Origin of the sequence: Sanguibacter biliveldensis (genome assembly GCF_033798665.1) — a bacterium.
Taxonomy (GTDB): Bacteria; Actinomycetota; Actinomycetes; order Actinomycetales; family Cellulomonadaceae; genus Sanguibacter; species Sanguibacter inulinus.
Genome location: NZ_CP138359.1, coordinates 1,921,210 through 1,937,168, shown reverse-complemented (window position 1 = coordinate 1,937,168; position 15,959 = coordinate 1,921,210). Strand labels below are relative to the sequence as shown.

Here is a 15,959-nt window from a genome sequence, read left to right as displayed (position 1 = left end):
GACGAACATGTGTACGAACAACCCTAGCAACGCTACCGGGTGCCCTTCGCGCGGCGCGCCGACTGCTCGGCCGCGGCCCAGGCGCGCTGGGCCGGCGTCTGCGCGAAGCGCTCAGCCTTGTCGAGGATCGCCGAGGGTCGCCACAGGTGGCAGATCGCCAGGGCCAGGGCGTCGGCGGCGTCGGCGGGTCGCGGCACCTCGGAGAGGCCGAGGATCTGCGCGACCATCTTCTGCACCTGCTCCTTGCCGGCCCGGCCGCTCCCCGTCACGGCGGCCTTGACCTCGCTCGGCGTGTGCATCGCGACCGGGACGCCCCGACGAGCTGCGGCCACCATCGCCAGGCCGGCGACCTGGGCGGTGCCCATGACCGTGGAGACGTTGTGCTGGGCGAAGACCCTCTCGACGGCGACCACGTCAGGGGTGTGCGCGTCCATCCAGGTGTCGAGCTCGTCGGCGATCTGCAGCAGCCGCGCGTCGACGGTCGACGAGGGCGGCGACATGGCGACGCCGACGGCGACCAGGCGCGCGCGGCGACCGGTCACGGAGTCGACGACGCCGATGCCGCAGCGGGTCAGGCCGGGGTCGACTCCGAGGACGCGCACGCGTGGCGTCAGTCGTCGTTCTCGAGCTCGGCCATGACCTCGTCGGAGGCGTCGAAGTTCGCGTAGACGTTCTGGACGTCGTCGGAGTCTTCGAGGGCGTCGATGAGCCGGAGCACCTTGCGGGCACCCTCGGCGTCGACCTCGACCTGCATCGACGGGTGGAAGACCACGTCTGCGGAGTCGTACTCGATCCCGGCCTCCTGGAGCGCTGTGCGCACGGGCACCAGGTCGGTCGCCTCGCACAGGACCTCGAAGGCCTCGCCGAGGTCGTTGACCTCTTCGCCGCCGGCGTCGAGCACGGCCTCGAGGACGGAGTCTTCGTCGGTGCCCTCCTTCGGGACGACGACGATGCCCTTGCGGGAGAACAGGTACGCGACAGAACCCGGGTCGGCCAGCTGGCCGCCGTTGCGCGTGAAGGCGATGCGGACCTCGGCGGCCGCGCGGTTCTTGTTGTCCGTCAGACATTCGACGAGGAAGGCGATGCCACCGGGGCCGTAGCCCTCGTACATGATCGTCTGGTAGTCGGCGCCTCCGGCCTCCTGGCCGGATCCACGCTTGAGCGCGCGCTCGATGTTGTCGTTGGGGACCGAGGTCTTCTTGGCCTTCTGGACCGCGTCGAAGAGCGTCGGGTTGCCGCTGATGTCAGCACCGCCCGTGCGGGCGGCCACCTCGATGTTCTTGATGAGCTTGGCGAAGAGCTTGCCACGCCTGGCGTCGATGACCGCCTTCTTGTGCTTCGTGGTGGCCCATTTGGAGTGACCTGACATGCCTGAGTACTCCTTGCGAACGATCGGTGCGGACGTCTTCGATGACGTGGCCGGGTCGAGCGCGAGACCGCTGCGGGCTGCGCAGGCAGCTCCCGGACGGGTCAGGGCTCGGCGCAGCCGCGCCGGACTGCGTCGATCTTACCGGGGCGAGAGCCTCGGCGTGCGCCTGGCGCGCGCCGACGGTGCTCGTCCAGGGCCCGACGAGCCCTCGGCGGGTGCTGCGACGCGGCCCCTGCGGGCTCACGGCGCGGGCTCGGACCCACACGTGGCTACGGCTGCACACGGCTCAGAGCGCTACGCTCGGCGGACCTGCACCCCCCCTGTGCGTCCGCTCGCGACGGTCTGCACCTGCACCGAGGAGTCCCATGAGCCAGCCGTACCAGCCGCCCCAGCCGGGGGCGTGGCAGCCCCAGGGGCCGTACATGCCTGCCCCGCCCAAGACGTCGACCCGGGGCGCGCGTGTGCTCACCCTGATCGGCGTCCTGGCGCTCGTGGTGGCCGTGGTCGTCGGGGTCGTGGGGATCACCATGCTCCGCGACGCCGTGACCGACCCCCTCAGGCCGTCGGCAGGGTCGGTGGTCATCGCACGCGGGCCCTCGGACCAGGCCCTCACCCTCGACGCCGAGGCAGGACGGACCTATTCGCTGGTCTCGCTCGACGCGACGAGCGCCGCGGGTGTCGGCGCCACGGCCGAGGTCACCGGGCCCGACGGCGAGCCGGTCCGGGTCCTCCCCGTCGACGAGTCGACCCATCTCTCTGTCGACGGGTACACGGTCTCGCGCTTCGCCTCCTTCACGACGACCACGGCGGGCACCTACACGATCGACGTCGTCTCGACCGTCACGCGGGACTGGGACGTGGCTGTCGCCGATCCCGGGGCCGTCGACGACCTCGCCCGGGACCTCGTCGTGGGTGTCGCGCTCGTCGTCGCCGGGGTCATCGGTGCCGGGATCGGGCTGGTGCTGTCGATCGCCGGCTGGATCTGGTGGGCGGTCCGCAGGTCCAACCAGCGCAAGGTGGCAGCCGTGCAGGCCGGGGCTTACGGCTACCCGCCGCAGCGGTACTGAGACAGGAGCTCTGGGCAGTCCGCGCGGACGCGGTGTCGCCGTGGCGCACCGGCGGGACGGTGCGCACAGCACCGTTCCGTCCGCGCGGAGTGGTGCAGGCTCGTGCCGGTCAGGACGTGGGACGCCGCGGGCGGCCAGCGCCCGGCTTGCCCTTCGCAGCCTTGCCCTTCGCCGCGTTGCCCTTCGCAGTCGCACCGCGCTGGGGTGCGGGGGCCTTCCTCGAGGCGGCCCCGTCCGTCGAGGTCCCTCTCCCCTGCGTCGTGCCCTCGCCGCGGGTCCCTGAGTCTTCGCGGGCAGCGTGCCCGACGGGCAGCTCGGGGTCCCGCGCTCCGCGCTGGCCGACGGCGCGCGCCGAGCGCAGGGCCTGACCCGCGCCTGTCGTCTTGGACGGACGCACGTACGGCGCGACCTCCCCGACCAGCCGGGTGACGGCGGCGTCGTCGGCGACGACCTTCTGGGGCTTGGCCTTGATCTGGGCGAGCCGCATGAGGTCGCGGACCTCGCCGGCCTGCTCGGGCAGCATGATCGTCACGACGTCACCGCCGCGCCCGGCCCGGGCGGTGCGCCCCGAGCGGTGCAGGTAGGACTTGTGCTCGGCCGGCGGGTCGATGTGGACCACCAGCTCGACCTCGTCGACGTGGATGCCCCGCGCCGCGACGTCTGTCGCGACGAGCACCCGCACGATGCCCGACGTGAAGGCGGCGAGGTTGCGCTCACGGGCGTTCTGGGCGAGGTCGCCGTGCAGCTCGACCGCGGGGATCCCCTGGGCCGTGAGGATCTTGGCGAGGTTCTTGGCCTGGACCCGGGTCCGGGTGAACAGCACGCGTCGGCCTGTGCCTGAGGCGAGGCGCGCGACGACAGCGCTCTTGTCTGCGGGGTCGACGGCGAAGACGTGGTGCGTCATGGCGGCGACGGGCGAGCGGGCGCTGTCGACCGAGTGGACCGCAGGGCGGACGAGATACCTGTCGACGAGCTGGTCGACGTCTCCGTCGAGGGTCGCGCTGAACATCATCCGCTGGCCGCCCCGGGGCGTCTTGTTCAGCAGGCGCCGGACGCCGGGCAAGAACCCGAGCTCGGCCATGTGGTCTGCCTCGTCGAGGACCGTCACCTCGATGGTGTCGAGGGAGAGGGCCTTCTGCTTCAGCAGGTCTTCGAGACGCCCCGGGCAGGCGATGACGATGTCGACACCACCGTTGAGCGCCGAGATCTGGCGCTTGGGCGTGACGCCGCCGTAGATCACCGTCGTGACCAGACCCGCTGCCCGGGCGATCGGGGCGACGGTCGCGTCGATCTGCTGCGCGAGCTCGCGGGTGGGGCACAGCACGAGGCCGCGGGGCCGACGGACCGCCTGCTTCGTGCTCGACGCCGCGAGACGCGTGACGAGCGGGAGCGCGAAGGCGAGCGTCTTGCCCGAGCCGGTCCGTCCGCGGCCGAGCACGTCGCGGCCCGCGAGGGTGTCCGGGAGCGTCGCGACCTGGATCGGGAAGGGGCTGTCCAGGCCCTGGCGCGCCAGCTCGTCGCGCACGGCGACGGGCAGGGCGAAGTCGTCGAAGCTCGTCATGTCAGGGTGCCTCTCGCGCCCGCGCCGGAGCAGGACGCCAGGCGTCCTGCCCGACCGGGGTGGTGTTCAGGGATCGGGCGCACACTAGTCCCGCTCAAGACCTATCGCGCGCACCACGCCGTCCCAGCCGGCGACGAGGTCGTCGACGATGTCGGGCAGGTCCCGCGGGAACACCTCGTCGGTGGTCGCGCGGAGCTCGGTGGTCGTGAGCCAGGCCATCTCGTCGATGAACCCGGTCTCGATCTCGGTCCACCCGTCGCGGACCAGGCGCCCGTCGTGGGCGACACGGGCGAAGAAGAACTCTTCGTGCTGGAGGCAGCTCTCGCGGGCGAAGTCGAAGATCGCCGACCGCGTGACGACAGGACCCACGAGGTCCTCGGGCGCGACCCGCAGACCGGACTCTTCGAAGACCTCACGGACCGCAGCCTCGTGGGCGCTCTCCCCAGGGTCGATGCCCCCGCCGACGGTGAACCACCAGTGGCGTGAGGGCTCGTCAGCGTCGTGGCCGCGCACGACGAGCACGCGGTCCTGGTCGTCGACGAGCAGCACGCGGGCCGCGTGGCGGGTCCGCATCCCGGTCGGTCCCACAGACCAGCCGGCGTCGAGCTGGACGCTGCGCTCCTGCGCCGCGACGAGCGCAGCCGCTGCAGTGCGCTGGGCGTCCGTGGGCTCTGGGACGTCTGCAGCGTCTCGCGCGTCAGCAGGCTCCGGGGATGCCCGGAAGTCTGACCGGTCGGCCCCGGGCGTGGCGCCCTCAGGCACCCGTCGTCGCCCCGGGGACGGCGCGCGGACGGCGCAGGGCCGGGGGCCAGCTGTCGTCGAGCTCGACGGTCTGAGGCATCGACGCACGCCCGGCGAGCCGCACGGCTCGGACGAAGACCTTGGCGCGCATCCGCTGAGCCTGGTCGACGGCCTCGTTGTGGAAGCGGCGGGCGAGCTGGACGCGGTACCAGGCCCCCGCGAGGGCGTCGAGGAGCGGCTCGGCCTCGGGGAGCGAGTAGAGCTCGTCGACCTCGTCTGGGTCGTCGAGGACAGCCCGCAGCGTCGAGGAGAGCGCACTCTCGGCCTGAGACCTCTCGTCGCCGAGGTCACCGTCGAGCGCGCGGGACACCGTGCCACGAGACGGTCCGCGGCCGGCGCGCCCGTCGGCGTCAGGGGCACGGACGAGCGGCTCGAGGTCCGGGACGGCGACGGCGAGCTCGCGCTCCCCGGCGTCCGAGCCTGACGACGCCTCACGGGCTGCCTCGAGGAGCAGCACCGAGCTGACAGGGTCGAGGACCCCTGAGGTCGCGATCTCGGTGGCGACGGCCGAGCGCCGGAGCAGCTGGGCGTCGAGGGCGAGCCTGGAGGCGACCACCTTGCGGTGCAGCCTGTCCAGGCGTGTCGCCGAGACCCACACGAGCCAGCCGAGCACCAGCACGACAGCCACGACGATCACCGCGGTCTCTGACCAGGTCATCGGGTCACCTCCGTCCAGCCGCCGCGTCGTCGCAGGCTGAGCGACGACGGGTCTTCTTCCACACCACCGAGGGCGCGGGACGCCTCGAGGACCATCTCGTACACGGTGAGCACCTGGCTCGTGACCGTCGACCAGTCGTACTGGCGGACGGCGACCGACGCGAGTGCCGTCCGCCGTGCCCTGTCCTCGGGGTCGGCGAGGGCCGCGAGGACCGTGCGGGCGAGGTCGGCGCTGTCGCCCACCCGGAACACGTAACCGGCGCGGCCACCGTCGAGGACACGCTCGAAGGCGCCGAGGTCGCTCGCGACGACGCACGCGCCCGCGCTCATGGCCTCGACCAGGACGATGCCGAAGCTCTCTCCCCCGGTCTGCGGGGCGATGTACAGGTCGACCGACGAGAGCAGCGCGGCCTTCTCCTCGTCGGTGATCGACCCGAGGAACTCGACCGAGCCGGCGTGCTCGCCGAGCTCGGCGAGGGCGGCGTCGCGGCCGTCGTCCCCGCGGCCGGCGACCAAGAAGCGCGCACCCGGGATCGCACGCAGGATCTCGGGCACAGCCCCCGTGAGGACCGGCAGTCCCTTGCGGGGCTCGTCGAGACGACCGAGGAAGGCGATGGTCGGGGCGTCCGGGGTACCCGTCCAGCGGGGGTCGGCCTCGGCGTCCTCGAAGGTGTCGACGTACACGCCGTTGGGGATCACCACGGCGTCCCCGCCCATGTGCTCAACGAGCGTGCGGCGGGCGTCCTCGGACACGGCGATCCGTGCGGAGATCTTCTCGAGGCTCTGCCGCACGAGCGGGTACGCAGCCTGCAGGGCGCGGGAGCGGATCAGGGCCGTGTGCATGGTGGCGACGATGGGGCCGCGGGCGATCCACAGCGCGAGCATGCTCAGGCTCGGTGTGACGGGCTCGTGCAGGTGGAGGACGTCGAACTCCCCCTCCTTGAGCCAGCGGCGCACCTTGGCCGCCGTGCGCGGGCCGAAGGTCATCCGCGCGACCGAGCCGTTGTACTTGACCGGGATCGCCTTGCCGGCCGACGTGATGTAGTCGGGGATGGGCGTGTCGTCGTCGGCCGGGGCCAGCACCGAGACGCTGTGGCCCTGGGCCATGAGGGCCTCGGCCAGGTCACGGATGTGGAACTGGACTCCGCCCGGGACGTCGAAGGAGTACGGGCAGACGATGCCCACCTTGAGGCGTCGCGTGGTCATCAGCTCTCCGACTTCTGCACGGTCTGTGCGTAGCGTGCGGCGTCGAGGTCCTCGACGAAGACCTTCTGCAGCATGTGCCAGTCCTGCGGGTGGGCGCGGATGTCGTCGCCCAGGTCGTCGACCCACCTCTGGGTGACCGCCTGGATGCGTTCCTTGGTGCTGCCCTCGGTCGGTACGTCGATCGTCGGGTGGAACCTGATGACGATGCCCCACGGTGTGCCGGCCGCGGCGCGGCGCGCCCCGGTCAGCCGTTCGTAGTAGATGCCGGCGGCCACGAGCGGTGCGCCCGTGGAGACCGCGAGGGCCGCGGGTCCGACGGCGACCCGGGCGCGGGTGCCGAGGTAGTCGACCTCGACGCCGCGGTGCGACAGGTCGCGATCGGCCAGCAGGCAGATGATCCTGCCGGGCTTCTGGGCGGCGCGGAGCAGCGTGCGGAAGACGCCGGGGTCTCCTGCCGTGAGGATCTCCATGCCGAGGGCCTCGCGGAAGGCCTTGAACTCCTCGTACAGCTCGGGGGGCTCGAGACGCTCGGCGACCGTGAGGACCGGGGCGATGTGCTGGCTCGCGTAGACACCTGCGAGGTCCCAGTTGCCCTGGTGGGACAGCGCGACCACGGGGGTGATGCCCTGGCCTACGAGCTCGCGGACCTCGTCGTAGCCGACGACACGGACCCGGGCCTCGACCTGCTCGGGCGTCGCGTGCCGCATGACGAAGGCCTCGCCGTAGTAGCGCATGTACGAGCGCATGCCGGCACGCGCGAGCCTGCGGAGCTCACGCTGCGAGGCGTTCGGGCGAGCGCGGGCGAGGTTGCGCGTCAGCTGCTGGACACCCCCTGTGCGCAGCAACCAGGTCACGTCTGCCGCGGCGACAGTCACCGCGCGCAGCACGGGCGCCGGGACAGACCCGGCGTGCTGCCAGGCGAGGTGGAAGAGCCGGCCGGCGTCGAGAGCCATGCCTCAGCCCTCGCTCGTCGCCGGGACGACCGCGGCGAGCGCCTGCCGGCGCACCGTCGCGATCCGCTGGCCGACGGTCACCAGGCTCGCGAGGGCGAGCACGACGAGCGCGACCACGAGCACGCCGACGGGGGCACCGAGACCCACGATCCCGGCGCACACGAGCGAGACCACGAGGCGCTCGGCGCGCTCGGCGATGCCGACGTTCGCGGTCATGCCCAGGCCCTCAGCACGCGCCCGCGCATAGGAGACCATCGATCCGATGACCAGGCAGGCGATCGCGGCGGTCGCGCCCCAGGCGCGGGTCGGACCCTCGTGGTGGAGCAGGAAATACGCAGCGAGGCCGCAGAAGATCGCGGCGTCGGCGAGCCTGTCGAGCGTCGAGTCGAGGAAGGCACCCCAGCTGCCCGAGCGACCCGCGAGACGCGCCATGGTCCCGTCGAGGGAGTCGAGGAAGGCGAAGAGCCCGATGATGATCGCCCCGGCCACGAGGTGGTCGGTCGGGAAGGCCCAGAGCGCCGTGACGAGCACGCCGAGGGTCCCGAAGACGGTCACCGCGTCGGGTGAGACCTTCGCGGCCAGCAGCGCCTTGGCGAGGGGGTGGAAGAGACGCCCCATGAGGCCTCTCAGACGGCTCAGCACGGATCGTCCTCCGTCGATGTGGTGGGCGCTGCGTGCGCACCCGGCCAGGCGGCCGCGAAGAGCTCGCGGGTCTGGGACAAGAGCTGGGGCAGCGCCTTCGTCCGCCCGACGACGGGCAAGAAGTTGGCGTCGCCGGCCCACCGGGGCACCACGTGCTGGTGCAGGTGGGCCGCGATCCCGGCACCGGCCACGGCACCCTGGTTCATGCCCAGGTTGAAGCCGTGCGGCGCCGAGACCGCCCGGACGACCGTCATGGCCGTCCGGGTGAGCTCGGCGACCTCGACGACCTCGTCGGTCGTGAGGTCCGTGTAGTCCGCGACGTGCCTGTACGGGCACACGAGCAGGTGACCGGCGTTGTACGGGTAGAGGTTGAGCACGACGTAGGCGTGCTCGCCGCGCGCGACGACGAGGCCGTCCTCGTCGCTGCGCGCGGGCACAGCGCAGAAGGGGCACTCCCCCGGCGTGGCGTCGGCCGGCTTGTCCTGCCCACCGATGTAGACCATCCGGTGCGGGGTCCAGAGCCGCTCGAGACCGTCGGGCTCACCCGGGTGGTCGGTCGCCTGCTCGCTCACACCTGGACCCGGTCCCGCACGGCAGCGAGCACACGCTCGATCGCCTCGGCGACGGGGATGCCGTTCTCCTGGCGACCGTCACGGTAGCGGAAGGAGACGGCCCCGGCCTCGACGTCTTCGCCACCCGCGATGAGCACGAAGGGGATCTTCTGCGTGCTGGCGGTGCGGATCTTCTTGGCGAACCTGTCGCTGCTGTCGTCGAGGTCGGCGCGGATGCCGGCCTTGCGCAGCTGCGCGACGACGTCGGCGAGGTAGTCGTTGAAGGGCTCGGCGACGGGGACCGCGAGGACCTGGACAGGGGCGAGCCAGGCCGGGAAGGCACCTGCGTAGTGCTCGGTGAGCACGGCGAAGAACCGCTCGATCGAGCCGAAGAGGGCGCGGTGGATCATCACCGGGCGCTGACGGGTGCCGTCCGCGGCGGCGAACTCGAGGTCGAACTTCTCGGGGAGGTTGAAGTCGAGCTGGATGGTCGACATCTGCCACGTACGGCCGATCGCGTCCTTGGCCTGGACCGAGATCTTCGGGCCGTAGAAGGCTGCGCCGCCCGGGTCGGGCACGAGGTCGAGACCCGAGGCGATCGCGACCTCTTCGAGGGTGCGGGTCGCCTCCTCCCACGCGTCGTCCGTGCCGACGGACTTCTCGGGGTCACGGGTCGACAGCTCGAGGTAGAAGTCGTCGAGGCCGTAGTCCTTGAGCAGGCCGAGGACGAAGTTGAGCGAGGTGGTGAGCTCGTCCTTCATCTGCTCGCGGGTGCAGTAGATGTGCGCGTCGTCCTGGGTGAAGCCACGGCCACGGGCCAGGCCGTGCACGACGCCGGACTTCTCGTAGCGGTACACCGTGCCGAACTCGAAGAGGCGCAGCGGCAGCTCGCGGTAGGAGCGTCCGCGCGAGGCGAAGATGAGGTTGTGCATCGGGCAGTTCATGGGCTTGAGGTAGTAGTTCTGCCCGGCCTTGCGCACGGTGCCGTCGGCGTCGAGCTCTTCGTCGAGGTGCATGGGCGGGTACATGCCGTCGGCGTACCAGTCCAGGTGCCCGGACGTGAGGAACAGCTGCTCCTTGGTGATGTGCGGGGTGTTGACGAAGGAGTAGCCCTCTTCGACGTGCCGCTTGCGCGAGTACTGCTCCATCTCGGAGCGGATGATGCCGCCCTTGGGGTGGAACACCGCGAGGCCGGAGCCGATCTCGTCGGGGAAGGAGAAGAGGTCGAGCTCGGTCCCCAGGCGGCGGTGGTCGCGGCGCTCGGCCTCGGCGAGGCGCTCGAGGTGCGCCTTGAGCTCGTCCTTGGTGGGCCACGCGGTGCCGTAGACACGCTGGAGCTGCGGGTTCTTCTCGCTGCCGCGCCAGTAGGCGGCGGCCGAGCGCATGAGCTGGAAGCCGTTGCCGATCAGGCGGGTGCTCGGCAGGTGCGGGCCGCGGCAGAGGTCCTCCCACGCGACGTCGCCGTTGCGCTTGACGTTCTGGTAGATGCTCAGCTCACCGGCGCCGACCTCGACCGAGGCGCCCTCGGCCGCGGTGTCGCTCGAGCCCTTGAGGCTCACGAGCTCGATCTTGTAGGGCTCGTCGGCGAGGTCGACGAGCGCCTCTGCCTCGGTGACCACGCGGCGCCGGAAGGTCTGGCCCTCCTTGACGATCCGCATCATGGCCTTCTCGAGGGCCTTGAGGTCCTCCGGGGTGAAAGGCTCGGCTACGTCGAAGTCGTAGTAGAAGCCGTCCTTGATGGGCGGCCCGATGCCGAGCTTCGCGGTCGGGTTGACCTGCTGGACGGCCTGGGCCAGCACGTGCGCTGCCGAGTGGCGCAGCACGTCGAGGCCGTCGGGCGAGTCGATGGTCACCGACTCGACGACGTCACCGTCGGCGAAGGTGCTCGCGAGGTCCTTGAGCTGGCCGCCCACGCGCACCACGACGACGTCCTTGCGGTCCGCGAAGAGCTCGGTGCCGGTGGTCGCGGTGGTCACGGTCGTCTGCGTGCCGTCGAGGGTGATGGTGACGTCGGGGGGCAGCACTGACGACTCAGGCACGGTGGTCTTCTCCTAGGACGATCGAGGGGCGCCCTCGTCCGAGAGCGCCCCTCGATGGTACCGACACCTGTGCGGCCCGTGGGGCAGGCTGTGCAGCCGCGTCGTCACCCGCCCGCGTCGTCGCGGACCAGGTCGGACGTCGGGCCGGGGCCGAGCCCTCGCAGACCGAGGTGCTGGCGACCAGGTGGTGTCAGTCGTTGGCCTTCTTGGCCTTCTCTGCCAGCTGGTCCACCTTGGCGTCGACGGAGTCCGGCGCGACAGACTTGATCGCGTCGGCCACCGAGTCGATCTTGTCGTCGGTGAGGAACTCTTTCGCCTTGCCCGCGAACTCTCCGAGCCCGCCCTTGCCCTGCTCGCTCATGTCCTGCTCCCTCGCTGCTGGTGAGCACCGGCGGACGCCGGGTCTCGGACCGAACCTAACCCCGTGACGGAGGTCACGCAGCCGGGAGCGCGTCGACGGCGTGCAGCCACGACAGGACGGTGTCGGCCTCGAGGTCGTCGACCGTCGCGATCTTGGTCGATGCCATCTGGGCCGAGCCGGCCGCGGCCAGACGCCCCGTGGGGTCCTCGATCCGCTGCCCCTGCCAGAGCATGAGGGTCACGTAGGAGCTGTAGGCCTTGAAGCCGGCGACGGGGGTCTTGCCGTCCATCCACACGGGATGCCCGTGCCACATGACGCCTTCACGCCCCACGAGGCCTGCGTCGAGGATCTCGACGAGACGCTCGCCGACCTCCCTCAGCGGCTCGGCGAGCCCAGCGACGTAGGTGGAGACGGGGATCGATGCCATGACGGTCCTGCCCTTCGGTCGGAGCCTCGGCGCCCGGAGGCTCATGCCCAGCAGCATCGCACCGGGGCCTGTGTCGCGCCTGTCGGGGACAGACCGCAGCTCTCCCTGGGACTTTCGTCCTGGTTGGGGCTGATCGACGGAGAAGGTGACATGTGTCCGCAGTCAGGTGCAGCATGGAGGCATGATCCCGGTCTACTACTACTCGAGCGCGTCAGGGACGGTCCGGCTGTTCGCCGAGCGCCTCGGCCGGCCCGCGCACCCCCTCAGCGAGCGTGCGGTCCGACGGTCCGTCCCCGACGGGCCCTGGGTCCTCGTGACGCCCTCGTACAAGACCGGCAACCCGCAGAACGACACGATCCCCGAACCCGTCCGACGGTTCTTGTCGGACCCGCAGACCCGGCGGCTGATGGTCGGGGTCATGGGGTCGGGCAACCGGAACTTCGGAGAGCACTACCAGGCCGCGTGCCGCCAGATCGCCGCTGCGTCGGGGCGACCCGTCCTGTTCGAGTTCGAGCTGCAGGGCACGCAGTGGGACGTGGCCGAGGCGCAGCAGATCCTCGCGGACCTCGACGCGGCGATCGAGGCGCACGGGGTCGGTCAGGCTCGGGAGCCGCAGGGGACGTGACCGGTCCGAGCGAGCGAGCGAGCGAGCGAGGACACGATGACCGTCCTCAGCCCAGCCCGGCCACCGCTCCCCCGGCGCTGACAGCACCCGCAGCGCTCCCGATGCGCCCGATCAGCTGTCCCGCAGCGACCACGACCAGCGCCCCGGCGTAGAGGCTCAGGACAGCGGTCAGCGCCTGCTCGCGCGCCGACCCCGTCCGCCCGAGGACAGGCAGCGCGACGTAGCCGTTGGCCAACCAGATCCGTCGCAGCACGGGAGCCTTGCGGAGCCTGCGCGGCGGCTTGACCAGGAAGGGCCACAGCAGCGGCAGCCCGCCCGTGGTGATCAGGTCCCCGACGAGGTGCACGACGAAGCCCACCAGCACGGCCTGCGGCAACCACTCGAGCTGCTCGGGCGCCCAGGCGAGCACGGTCACCGTGACGAGAGCCGCCCCAGCCCAGAGGTTGACCACACCGGACCGCCCGAGGTCGAGGGCCTTGTTGGCGAAGGCGACGAGCGCGAGCAGCACGAGCGCCGAGCCGAGCGGGATGGTCCCCAGCAGCGGGACCGTGGCCGTGAGCCGGTCCGCGAAGCCCGTGAGCAGAGCCGCACCCACGGCCGCGAGCGCCGTGTGGAGCCCGTGGCGGTGACCGCCCGAGGCTGCGCCCGCCGCGCCGGCGAGGCCGCGGGTGAGGAAGCCGCCGGAGCGGGCGATGGTCGCGGAGTGGTGGTCGGCGTCGGGCAGCAGGGCTGCGCCGGCGGTGACGAGGGCTCCGAGGATGACTCCCTGGGGTTCGAGGGGGTGGGTGCCGAGCGCGATGGGCGCTGTCGAGGTGAGTGCGACCCAGGCTGCTGCGCCGGAGACGGCGTGGCTGGCCCCCATCATCGGGCGGCGCTCCGGGCTGAGGGCCTGGAGGGGGTGAGGGCCGCGGTGGGCGGGGCGTTCACGGTCGGGTCTCCTCGGGGTCTTCGGGGTGAGGCTGCGGGTGCGTCGCCGCTGGTGGTAGTCCTGCGGCTGGGCTTCGTGCCCGTCCGGACGCTGCGACCTGCGTGGTTGAGGTGCCGAGATTATCACCGGTCCGAACAGGTGTTCGACAGAGGGCTTCACCCCGTCCGGGGCGGGACCGTGAGAGACCATGGGGAGATGTACAGCGAACGTCCGGCACAGCTCCGCGGCGCCGCCCTGTGGCAGGTCACGGCTGGCTCGCCCGGTCCTGCTGGCGCGATGCAGGGCCGCTCGGGACCTACGGACGATGGCCCCACGGCCTCGTCCGCGAGCGCTGACCCGATGCCCTTGGCAGCGCACGAGGCCACGCCCACGCTCGCGGCTACGGGGTCGGCGTCGGCGTCGGAGTCGGCGTCAGCCGAGCTGGTGCTCCCTGACGCGTGCATGGACATCGTGTGGACGGGCGGGCGGCTCGTCGTGGCCGGCCCGGACACGCGGGCGCACAGCGTCGAGATGCGGGCCGGCGAGGTGGCCGCTGGGCTCCGTCTCGCCCCGGGGACGGCCCCGGCGCTGCTGGGGGTGGTAGCCCACGAGCTGCGCGACCAGCGGGTCCCGCTCGACGAGGTGTGGTCGGCGCGGGTGTCCAGGGGCGTCGCCGAGGCTGTCGAGCGGGCTGCGCCTGGCGGCCCTGGTGCTGTCGCGACGGCGATCGAGGGCGTCGTCCTGGCACTGTCTCCGCGGCAGCAGGGCGTGAGCGGGCAGATGATGCTGACGATGTCGGCCCGCGGCGCCGAGGTCTCCGAGATCGCCCGGGAGACGGGTTGGTCTGAGCGTCAGCTGCGTCGGCACAGCCACGAGCTCTTCGGCTACGGGTTGGCGACGTTGCGCAGGGTCCTCAGGCTCCAGGCTGCGGTGCGCCTCGCCGGGACCGAGACCTCGCTGGCTGCTGTGGCGGGCGGGGCGGGCTACAGCGACCAGGCGCACCTCGCCCGGGACGTCCGTGCCCTGACGGGGACCACGCCCACTGCGTTGTTCGCCGGCCGTATGGCAGCCGGGTAGGACCCTCTGGCTTCCCGTCCTCCGCGGGTGCGTCCCCCGTCGTCCACGGGCGGAGGACGCACGTCGCGGTCACCCGAGGGGCGCGAAGAGGTCGACGGGGGTCCCGTCGGGGTCGAGGACCGTGGCGTAGCGCTGTCCCCAGAACGCGTCCCAGGGCTCGTGGTGGACCGTGGCCCCGGCGGCCTCGAGCGCGTGGGTCACGGAGTCGACCTCGGCGGGTGAGTCGCACAGGAAGGCGAGCGCGCTGCGGTGCCCTCCTGTGGGCGGTGTCCATGACGGGTCGAAGCTGTGGATGGTCTCGACGGTGTCCCAGGCGAGGCGCAGTCCCGAGTCCAGGGTGATCTCGACGTGGGGCTCGGTGTCTGCGTCGGCGGGGATGTCGAGGCCGAGGCGGCGGTAGAAGGCGAGGGTGGCGGGCATGTCGGTCGTCACGAGGCCGACCATGTCGAGTCGAGGTGTCATGCCCCCAGGCTAGGCGCGCCGCTCCCCCGTCGTCTTGGACAGAACGGCCGTCGTCGGTCTGTCCCCCTCCGGTCCCGTGGGCCGGGACCCGGACGTCCGTCGGGCTCAGATCTGCAAGGCGGCCCTGTCACTGCGGACACGGGCTCCGACGAGACGCTGCCGCGCGCGCCGGGGGTGAGATGGGACGATGGGGCGCGTGAGCCCGTCCTGCACCTGTCCTGCGCCGTCGTCCCTCCTCTCCCAGAGGCTGGTCACCACGTGGGTCCGGTGAGGCGGGTCGTCGCACGCGTCGACTGGTTCGTCGTCTCGTTGCTGCTCGCAGTCGTCGTCGCGTCGTTCTTCCCGGTGCGCGGGCAGGCGGCCGAGGGGCTCGAGGTGGCTGTCGTGGTCGCCGTCGGGTGGTTGTTCTTCCTCTACGGGGTGCGGCTGCCGACCAAGGAGGCTGTCGACGCCCTCCGCGACTGGCGCCTGCACGGGTCTGTGCTCGCGGTGACCTTCATCGTCTTCCCGCTGCTGGGTCTGGCGGTCCAGCTGGTGCCGTCCTCGGTCGTCCCGCACGACCTCAAGCTCGGTCTGCTGTTCCTCACGCTCTTACCCTCGACCGTGCAGTCGTCGATCGCCTTCACGTCGATCGCCCGTGGCAACGTCGCCGGGGCCGTGGTCGCCGCGTCCTTCTCGAACCTCGCGGGGGTGGTGCTCACCCCGCTGCTGGTCGCCGGGCTCCTGGGTGGGGCTGTCGGCTTCGCGGTCGACTCGATCGGGACGATCGGGCTGCAGCTCTTGGCACCCTTCGTCGCCGGCCAGCTGCTGCGGCGTTGGATCGCCCCGTGGGTGCTGGCGCACAAGCGGCTCACCACGCTGACCGACCGCGGGTCTGTCCTGCTCGTCGTGTACTCGGCCTTCAGCCACGGCGTGGTCGACGGCATCTGGACGACTGTCGACGTCGGGTCAGTCGTGGCTGTCGTGGTCCTGTGCTGCGTGGTCCTGGCGGTCGTGCTGACCTTCACCAGCGTCCTGGGCAAGAAGCTGGGCTTCAGCCGCGCGGACCGTGTGGTGCTGCTCATGTGCGGGTCCAAGAAGTCCCTCGCGAGCGGCGTCCCGATGGCCACGGTCCTGCTGCCCGCCGCGAGCGTGGGCATCATGGTGCTGCCGCTGATGATCTTCCACCAGATCCAGCTGATCGTCTGCGCGGTGATCGCCCGGCGCATGGGCGACGCCGCCGAGCCGGAGCCCGCCCGCACCTGAGGCCTGGCC

At 71.7% G+C, this 15,959-nt stretch carries 18 protein-coding genes; 4 read left to right on the top strand and 14 right to left on the bottom strand.

Features of this window, described 5'->3' with window-relative positions; genetic code table 11:
* Window positions 1–32: 32 nt before the first annotated feature.
* Both ruvC and SANBI_RS08460 read right to left on the bottom strand, forming a co-directional pair.
* The gene (ruvC, locus tag SANBI_RS08465) at window positions 33–602 is read right to left on the bottom strand and encodes a crossover junction endodeoxyribonuclease RuvC (RefSeq protein WP_056132532.1); all 570 of its coding nucleotides are present in this window, start codon (window positions 600–602) and stop codon (window positions 33–35) included.
* Between the two features lie 8 nt (window positions 603–610).
* Window positions 611–1,369, bottom strand: coding sequence for a YebC/PmpR family DNA-binding transcriptional regulator (locus SANBI_RS08460; protein ID WP_056132529.1), 759 nt, complete (start codon window positions 1,367–1,369; stop codon window positions 611–613).
* 365 nt (window positions 1,370–1,734) lie between these two features.
* On the opposite strand from SANBI_RS08460, the gene SANBI_RS08455 reads away from it, so the two are divergent.
* Window positions 1,735–2,436 carry a hypothetical protein gene (locus tag SANBI_RS08455; protein ID WP_319160770.1) on the top strand — a complete coding sequence of 234 codons (702 nt, stop codon included), beginning with the start codon at window positions 1,735–1,737 and terminating at the stop codon, window positions 2,434–2,436.
* Between the two features lie 109 nt (window positions 2,437–2,545).
* Here SANBI_RS08455 and SANBI_RS08450 read toward each other — a convergent pair whose 3' ends face one another.
* From SANBI_RS08450 to SANBI_RS08405, 10 genes are all read right to left on the bottom strand, one after another.
* Window positions 2,546–3,997, bottom strand: coding sequence for a DEAD/DEAH box helicase (locus SANBI_RS08450; RefSeq protein WP_319160768.1), 1,452 nt, complete (start codon window positions 3,995–3,997; stop codon window positions 2,546–2,548).
* An 84-nt stretch (window positions 3,998–4,081) separates the two neighbouring features.
* Window positions 4,082–4,759 carry an NUDIX hydrolase gene (locus SANBI_RS08445; RefSeq protein ID WP_319160766.1) on the bottom strand — a complete coding sequence of 226 codons (678 nt, stop codon included), beginning with the start codon at window positions 4,757–4,759 and terminating at the stop codon, window positions 4,082–4,084.
* Window positions 4,752–5,456 carry a hypothetical protein gene (locus SANBI_RS08440; protein ID WP_056132524.1) on the bottom strand — a complete coding sequence of 235 codons (705 nt, stop codon included), beginning with the start codon at window positions 5,454–5,456 and terminating at the stop codon, window positions 4,752–4,754. The genes SANBI_RS08445 and SANBI_RS08440 overlap by 8 nt, the downstream gene beginning before the upstream one ends.
* Window positions 5,453–6,661, bottom strand: coding sequence for a glycosyltransferase family 4 protein (locus SANBI_RS08435; RefSeq protein WP_319160764.1), 1,209 nt, complete (start codon window positions 6,659–6,661; stop codon window positions 5,453–5,455). The genes SANBI_RS08440 and SANBI_RS08435 overlap by 4 nt, the downstream gene beginning before the upstream one ends.
* Entirely contained in the window at window positions 6,661–7,614 is a 954-nt protein-coding gene (locus SANBI_RS08430) for a phosphatidylinositol mannoside acyltransferase (RefSeq protein WP_319160762.1), read from the bottom strand. The genes SANBI_RS08435 and SANBI_RS08430 overlap by 1 nt, the downstream gene beginning before the upstream one ends.
* A gap of 3 nt (window positions 7,615–7,617) precedes the next feature.
* Window positions 7,618–8,256: a phosphatidylinositol phosphate synthase gene (gene pgsA, locus SANBI_RS08425; RefSeq protein ID WP_056132516.1), complete on the bottom strand. Its 639-nt coding sequence runs from the start codon at window positions 8,254–8,256 to the stop codon at window positions 7,618–7,620.
* Window positions 8,250–8,828 (bottom strand): HIT family protein, encoded by a 579-nt coding sequence (locus SANBI_RS08420; protein WP_319160759.1) that lies wholly within the window; start codon window positions 8,826–8,828, stop codon window positions 8,250–8,252. Before SANBI_RS08420 ends, pgsA begins: the two co-directional genes overlap by 7 nt.
* A complete protein-coding gene (thrS, locus tag SANBI_RS08415; RefSeq protein ID WP_408669744.1) occupies window positions 8,825–10,846 on the bottom strand; it encodes a threonine--tRNA ligase in 2,022 nt (673 codons plus the stop codon). The genes SANBI_RS08420 and thrS overlap by 4 nt, the downstream gene beginning before the upstream one ends.
* A gap of 190 nt (window positions 10,847–11,036) precedes the next feature.
* The gene (locus SANBI_RS08410) at window positions 11,037–11,207 is read right to left on the bottom strand and encodes a hypothetical protein (RefSeq protein ID WP_179912991.1); all 171 of its coding nucleotides are present in this window, start codon (window positions 11,205–11,207) and stop codon (window positions 11,037–11,039) included.
* Window positions 11,208–11,280: 73 nt separating this feature from the next.
* Window positions 11,281–11,634, bottom strand: a complete 354-nt coding sequence (locus SANBI_RS08405) for a DUF1801 domain-containing protein (RefSeq protein ID WP_319160757.1) — start codon at window positions 11,632–11,634, stop codon at window positions 11,281–11,283.
* 181 nt (window positions 11,635–11,815) lie between these two features.
* Between SANBI_RS08405 and nrdI the strand changes: the two genes are divergently transcribed.
* Window positions 11,816–12,259 (top strand): class Ib ribonucleoside-diphosphate reductase assembly flavoprotein NrdI, encoded by a 444-nt coding sequence (nrdI, locus tag SANBI_RS08400; protein ID WP_319160755.1) that lies wholly within the window; start codon window positions 11,816–11,818, stop codon window positions 12,257–12,259.
* Window positions 12,260–12,305: 46 nt separating this feature from the next.
* Here nrdI and SANBI_RS08395 read toward each other — a convergent pair whose 3' ends face one another.
* Window positions 12,306–13,124: a metal-dependent hydrolase gene (locus SANBI_RS08395; RefSeq protein ID WP_319160753.1), complete on the bottom strand. Its 819-nt coding sequence runs from the start codon at window positions 13,122–13,124 to the stop codon at window positions 12,306–12,308.
* Between the two features lie 258 nt (window positions 13,125–13,382).
* On the opposite strand from SANBI_RS08395, the gene SANBI_RS08390 reads away from it, so the two are divergent.
* On the top strand, window positions 13,383–14,243 hold the full coding sequence (locus tag SANBI_RS08390; protein WP_319160750.1) for a helix-turn-helix domain-containing protein: 861 nt from the start codon (window positions 13,383–13,385) through the stop codon (window positions 14,241–14,243).
* A 69-nt stretch (window positions 14,244–14,312) separates the two neighbouring features.
* On the opposite strand, the gene SANBI_RS08385 is transcribed toward SANBI_RS08390, so the two are convergent.
* Window positions 14,313–14,705 carry a VOC family protein gene (locus SANBI_RS08385; protein ID WP_179912987.1) on the bottom strand — a complete coding sequence of 131 codons (393 nt, stop codon included), beginning with the start codon at window positions 14,703–14,705 and terminating at the stop codon, window positions 14,313–14,315.
* 267 nt (window positions 14,706–14,972) lie between these two features.
* Here SANBI_RS08385 and SANBI_RS08380 point away from each other — a divergent pair, with 267 nt between their 5' ends.
* Window positions 14,973–15,950, top strand: a complete 978-nt coding sequence (locus SANBI_RS08380) for a bile acid:sodium symporter family protein (RefSeq protein WP_319160747.1) — start codon at window positions 14,973–14,975, stop codon at window positions 15,948–15,950.
* Window positions 15,951–15,959: the final 9 nt, after the last annotated feature.

What these genes read in the sequence shown, in the direction of transcription:
- SANBI_RS08455 (WP_319160770.1), top strand. Translation starts at nt 1,735, where the DNA reads ATGAGCCAGCCGTACCAGCCGCCCCAGCCGGGGGCGTGGCAGCCCCAG.
- SANBI_RS08435 (WP_319160764.1), bottom strand. Translation starts at nt 6,661, where the DNA reads ATGACCACGCGACGCCTCAAGGTGGGCATCGTCTGCCCGTACTCCTTC.
- SANBI_RS08410 (WP_179912991.1), bottom strand. Translation starts at nt 11,207, where the DNA reads ATGAGCGAGCAGGGCAAGGGCGGGCTCGGAGAGTTCGCGGGCAAGGCG.
- SANBI_RS08460 (WP_056132529.1), bottom strand. Translation starts at nt 1,369, where the DNA reads ATGTCAGGTCACTCCAAATGGGCCACCACGAAGCACAAGAAGGCGGTC.
- SANBI_RS08390 (WP_319160750.1), top strand. Translation starts at nt 13,383, where the DNA reads ATGTACAGCGAACGTCCGGCACAGCTCCGCGGCGCCGCCCTGTGGCAG.
- SANBI_RS08450 (WP_319160768.1), bottom strand. Translation starts at nt 3,997, where the DNA reads ATGACGAGCTTCGACGACTTCGCCCTGCCCGTCGCCGTGCGCGACGAG.
- SANBI_RS08405 (WP_319160757.1), bottom strand. Translation starts at nt 11,634, where the DNA reads ATGGCATCGATCCCCGTCTCCACCTACGTCGCTGGGCTCGCCGAGCCG.
- SANBI_RS08440 (WP_056132524.1), bottom strand. Translation starts at nt 5,456, where the DNA reads ATGACCTGGTCAGAGACCGCGGTGATCGTCGTGGCTGTCGTGCTGGTG.
- SANBI_RS08430 (WP_319160762.1), bottom strand. Translation starts at nt 7,614, where the DNA reads ATGGCTCTCGACGCCGGCCGGCTCTTCCACCTCGCCTGGCAGCACGCC.
- SANBI_RS08385 (WP_179912987.1), bottom strand. Translation starts at nt 14,705, where the DNA reads ATGACACCTCGACTCGACATGGTCGGCCTCGTGACGACCGACATGCCC.
- nrdI (WP_319160755.1), top strand. Translation starts at nt 11,816, where the DNA reads ATGATCCCGGTCTACTACTACTCGAGCGCGTCAGGGACGGTCCGGCTG.
- SANBI_RS08395 (WP_319160753.1), bottom strand. Translation starts at nt 13,124, where the DNA reads ATGATGGGGGCCAGCCACGCCGTCTCCGGCGCAGCAGCCTGGGTCGCA.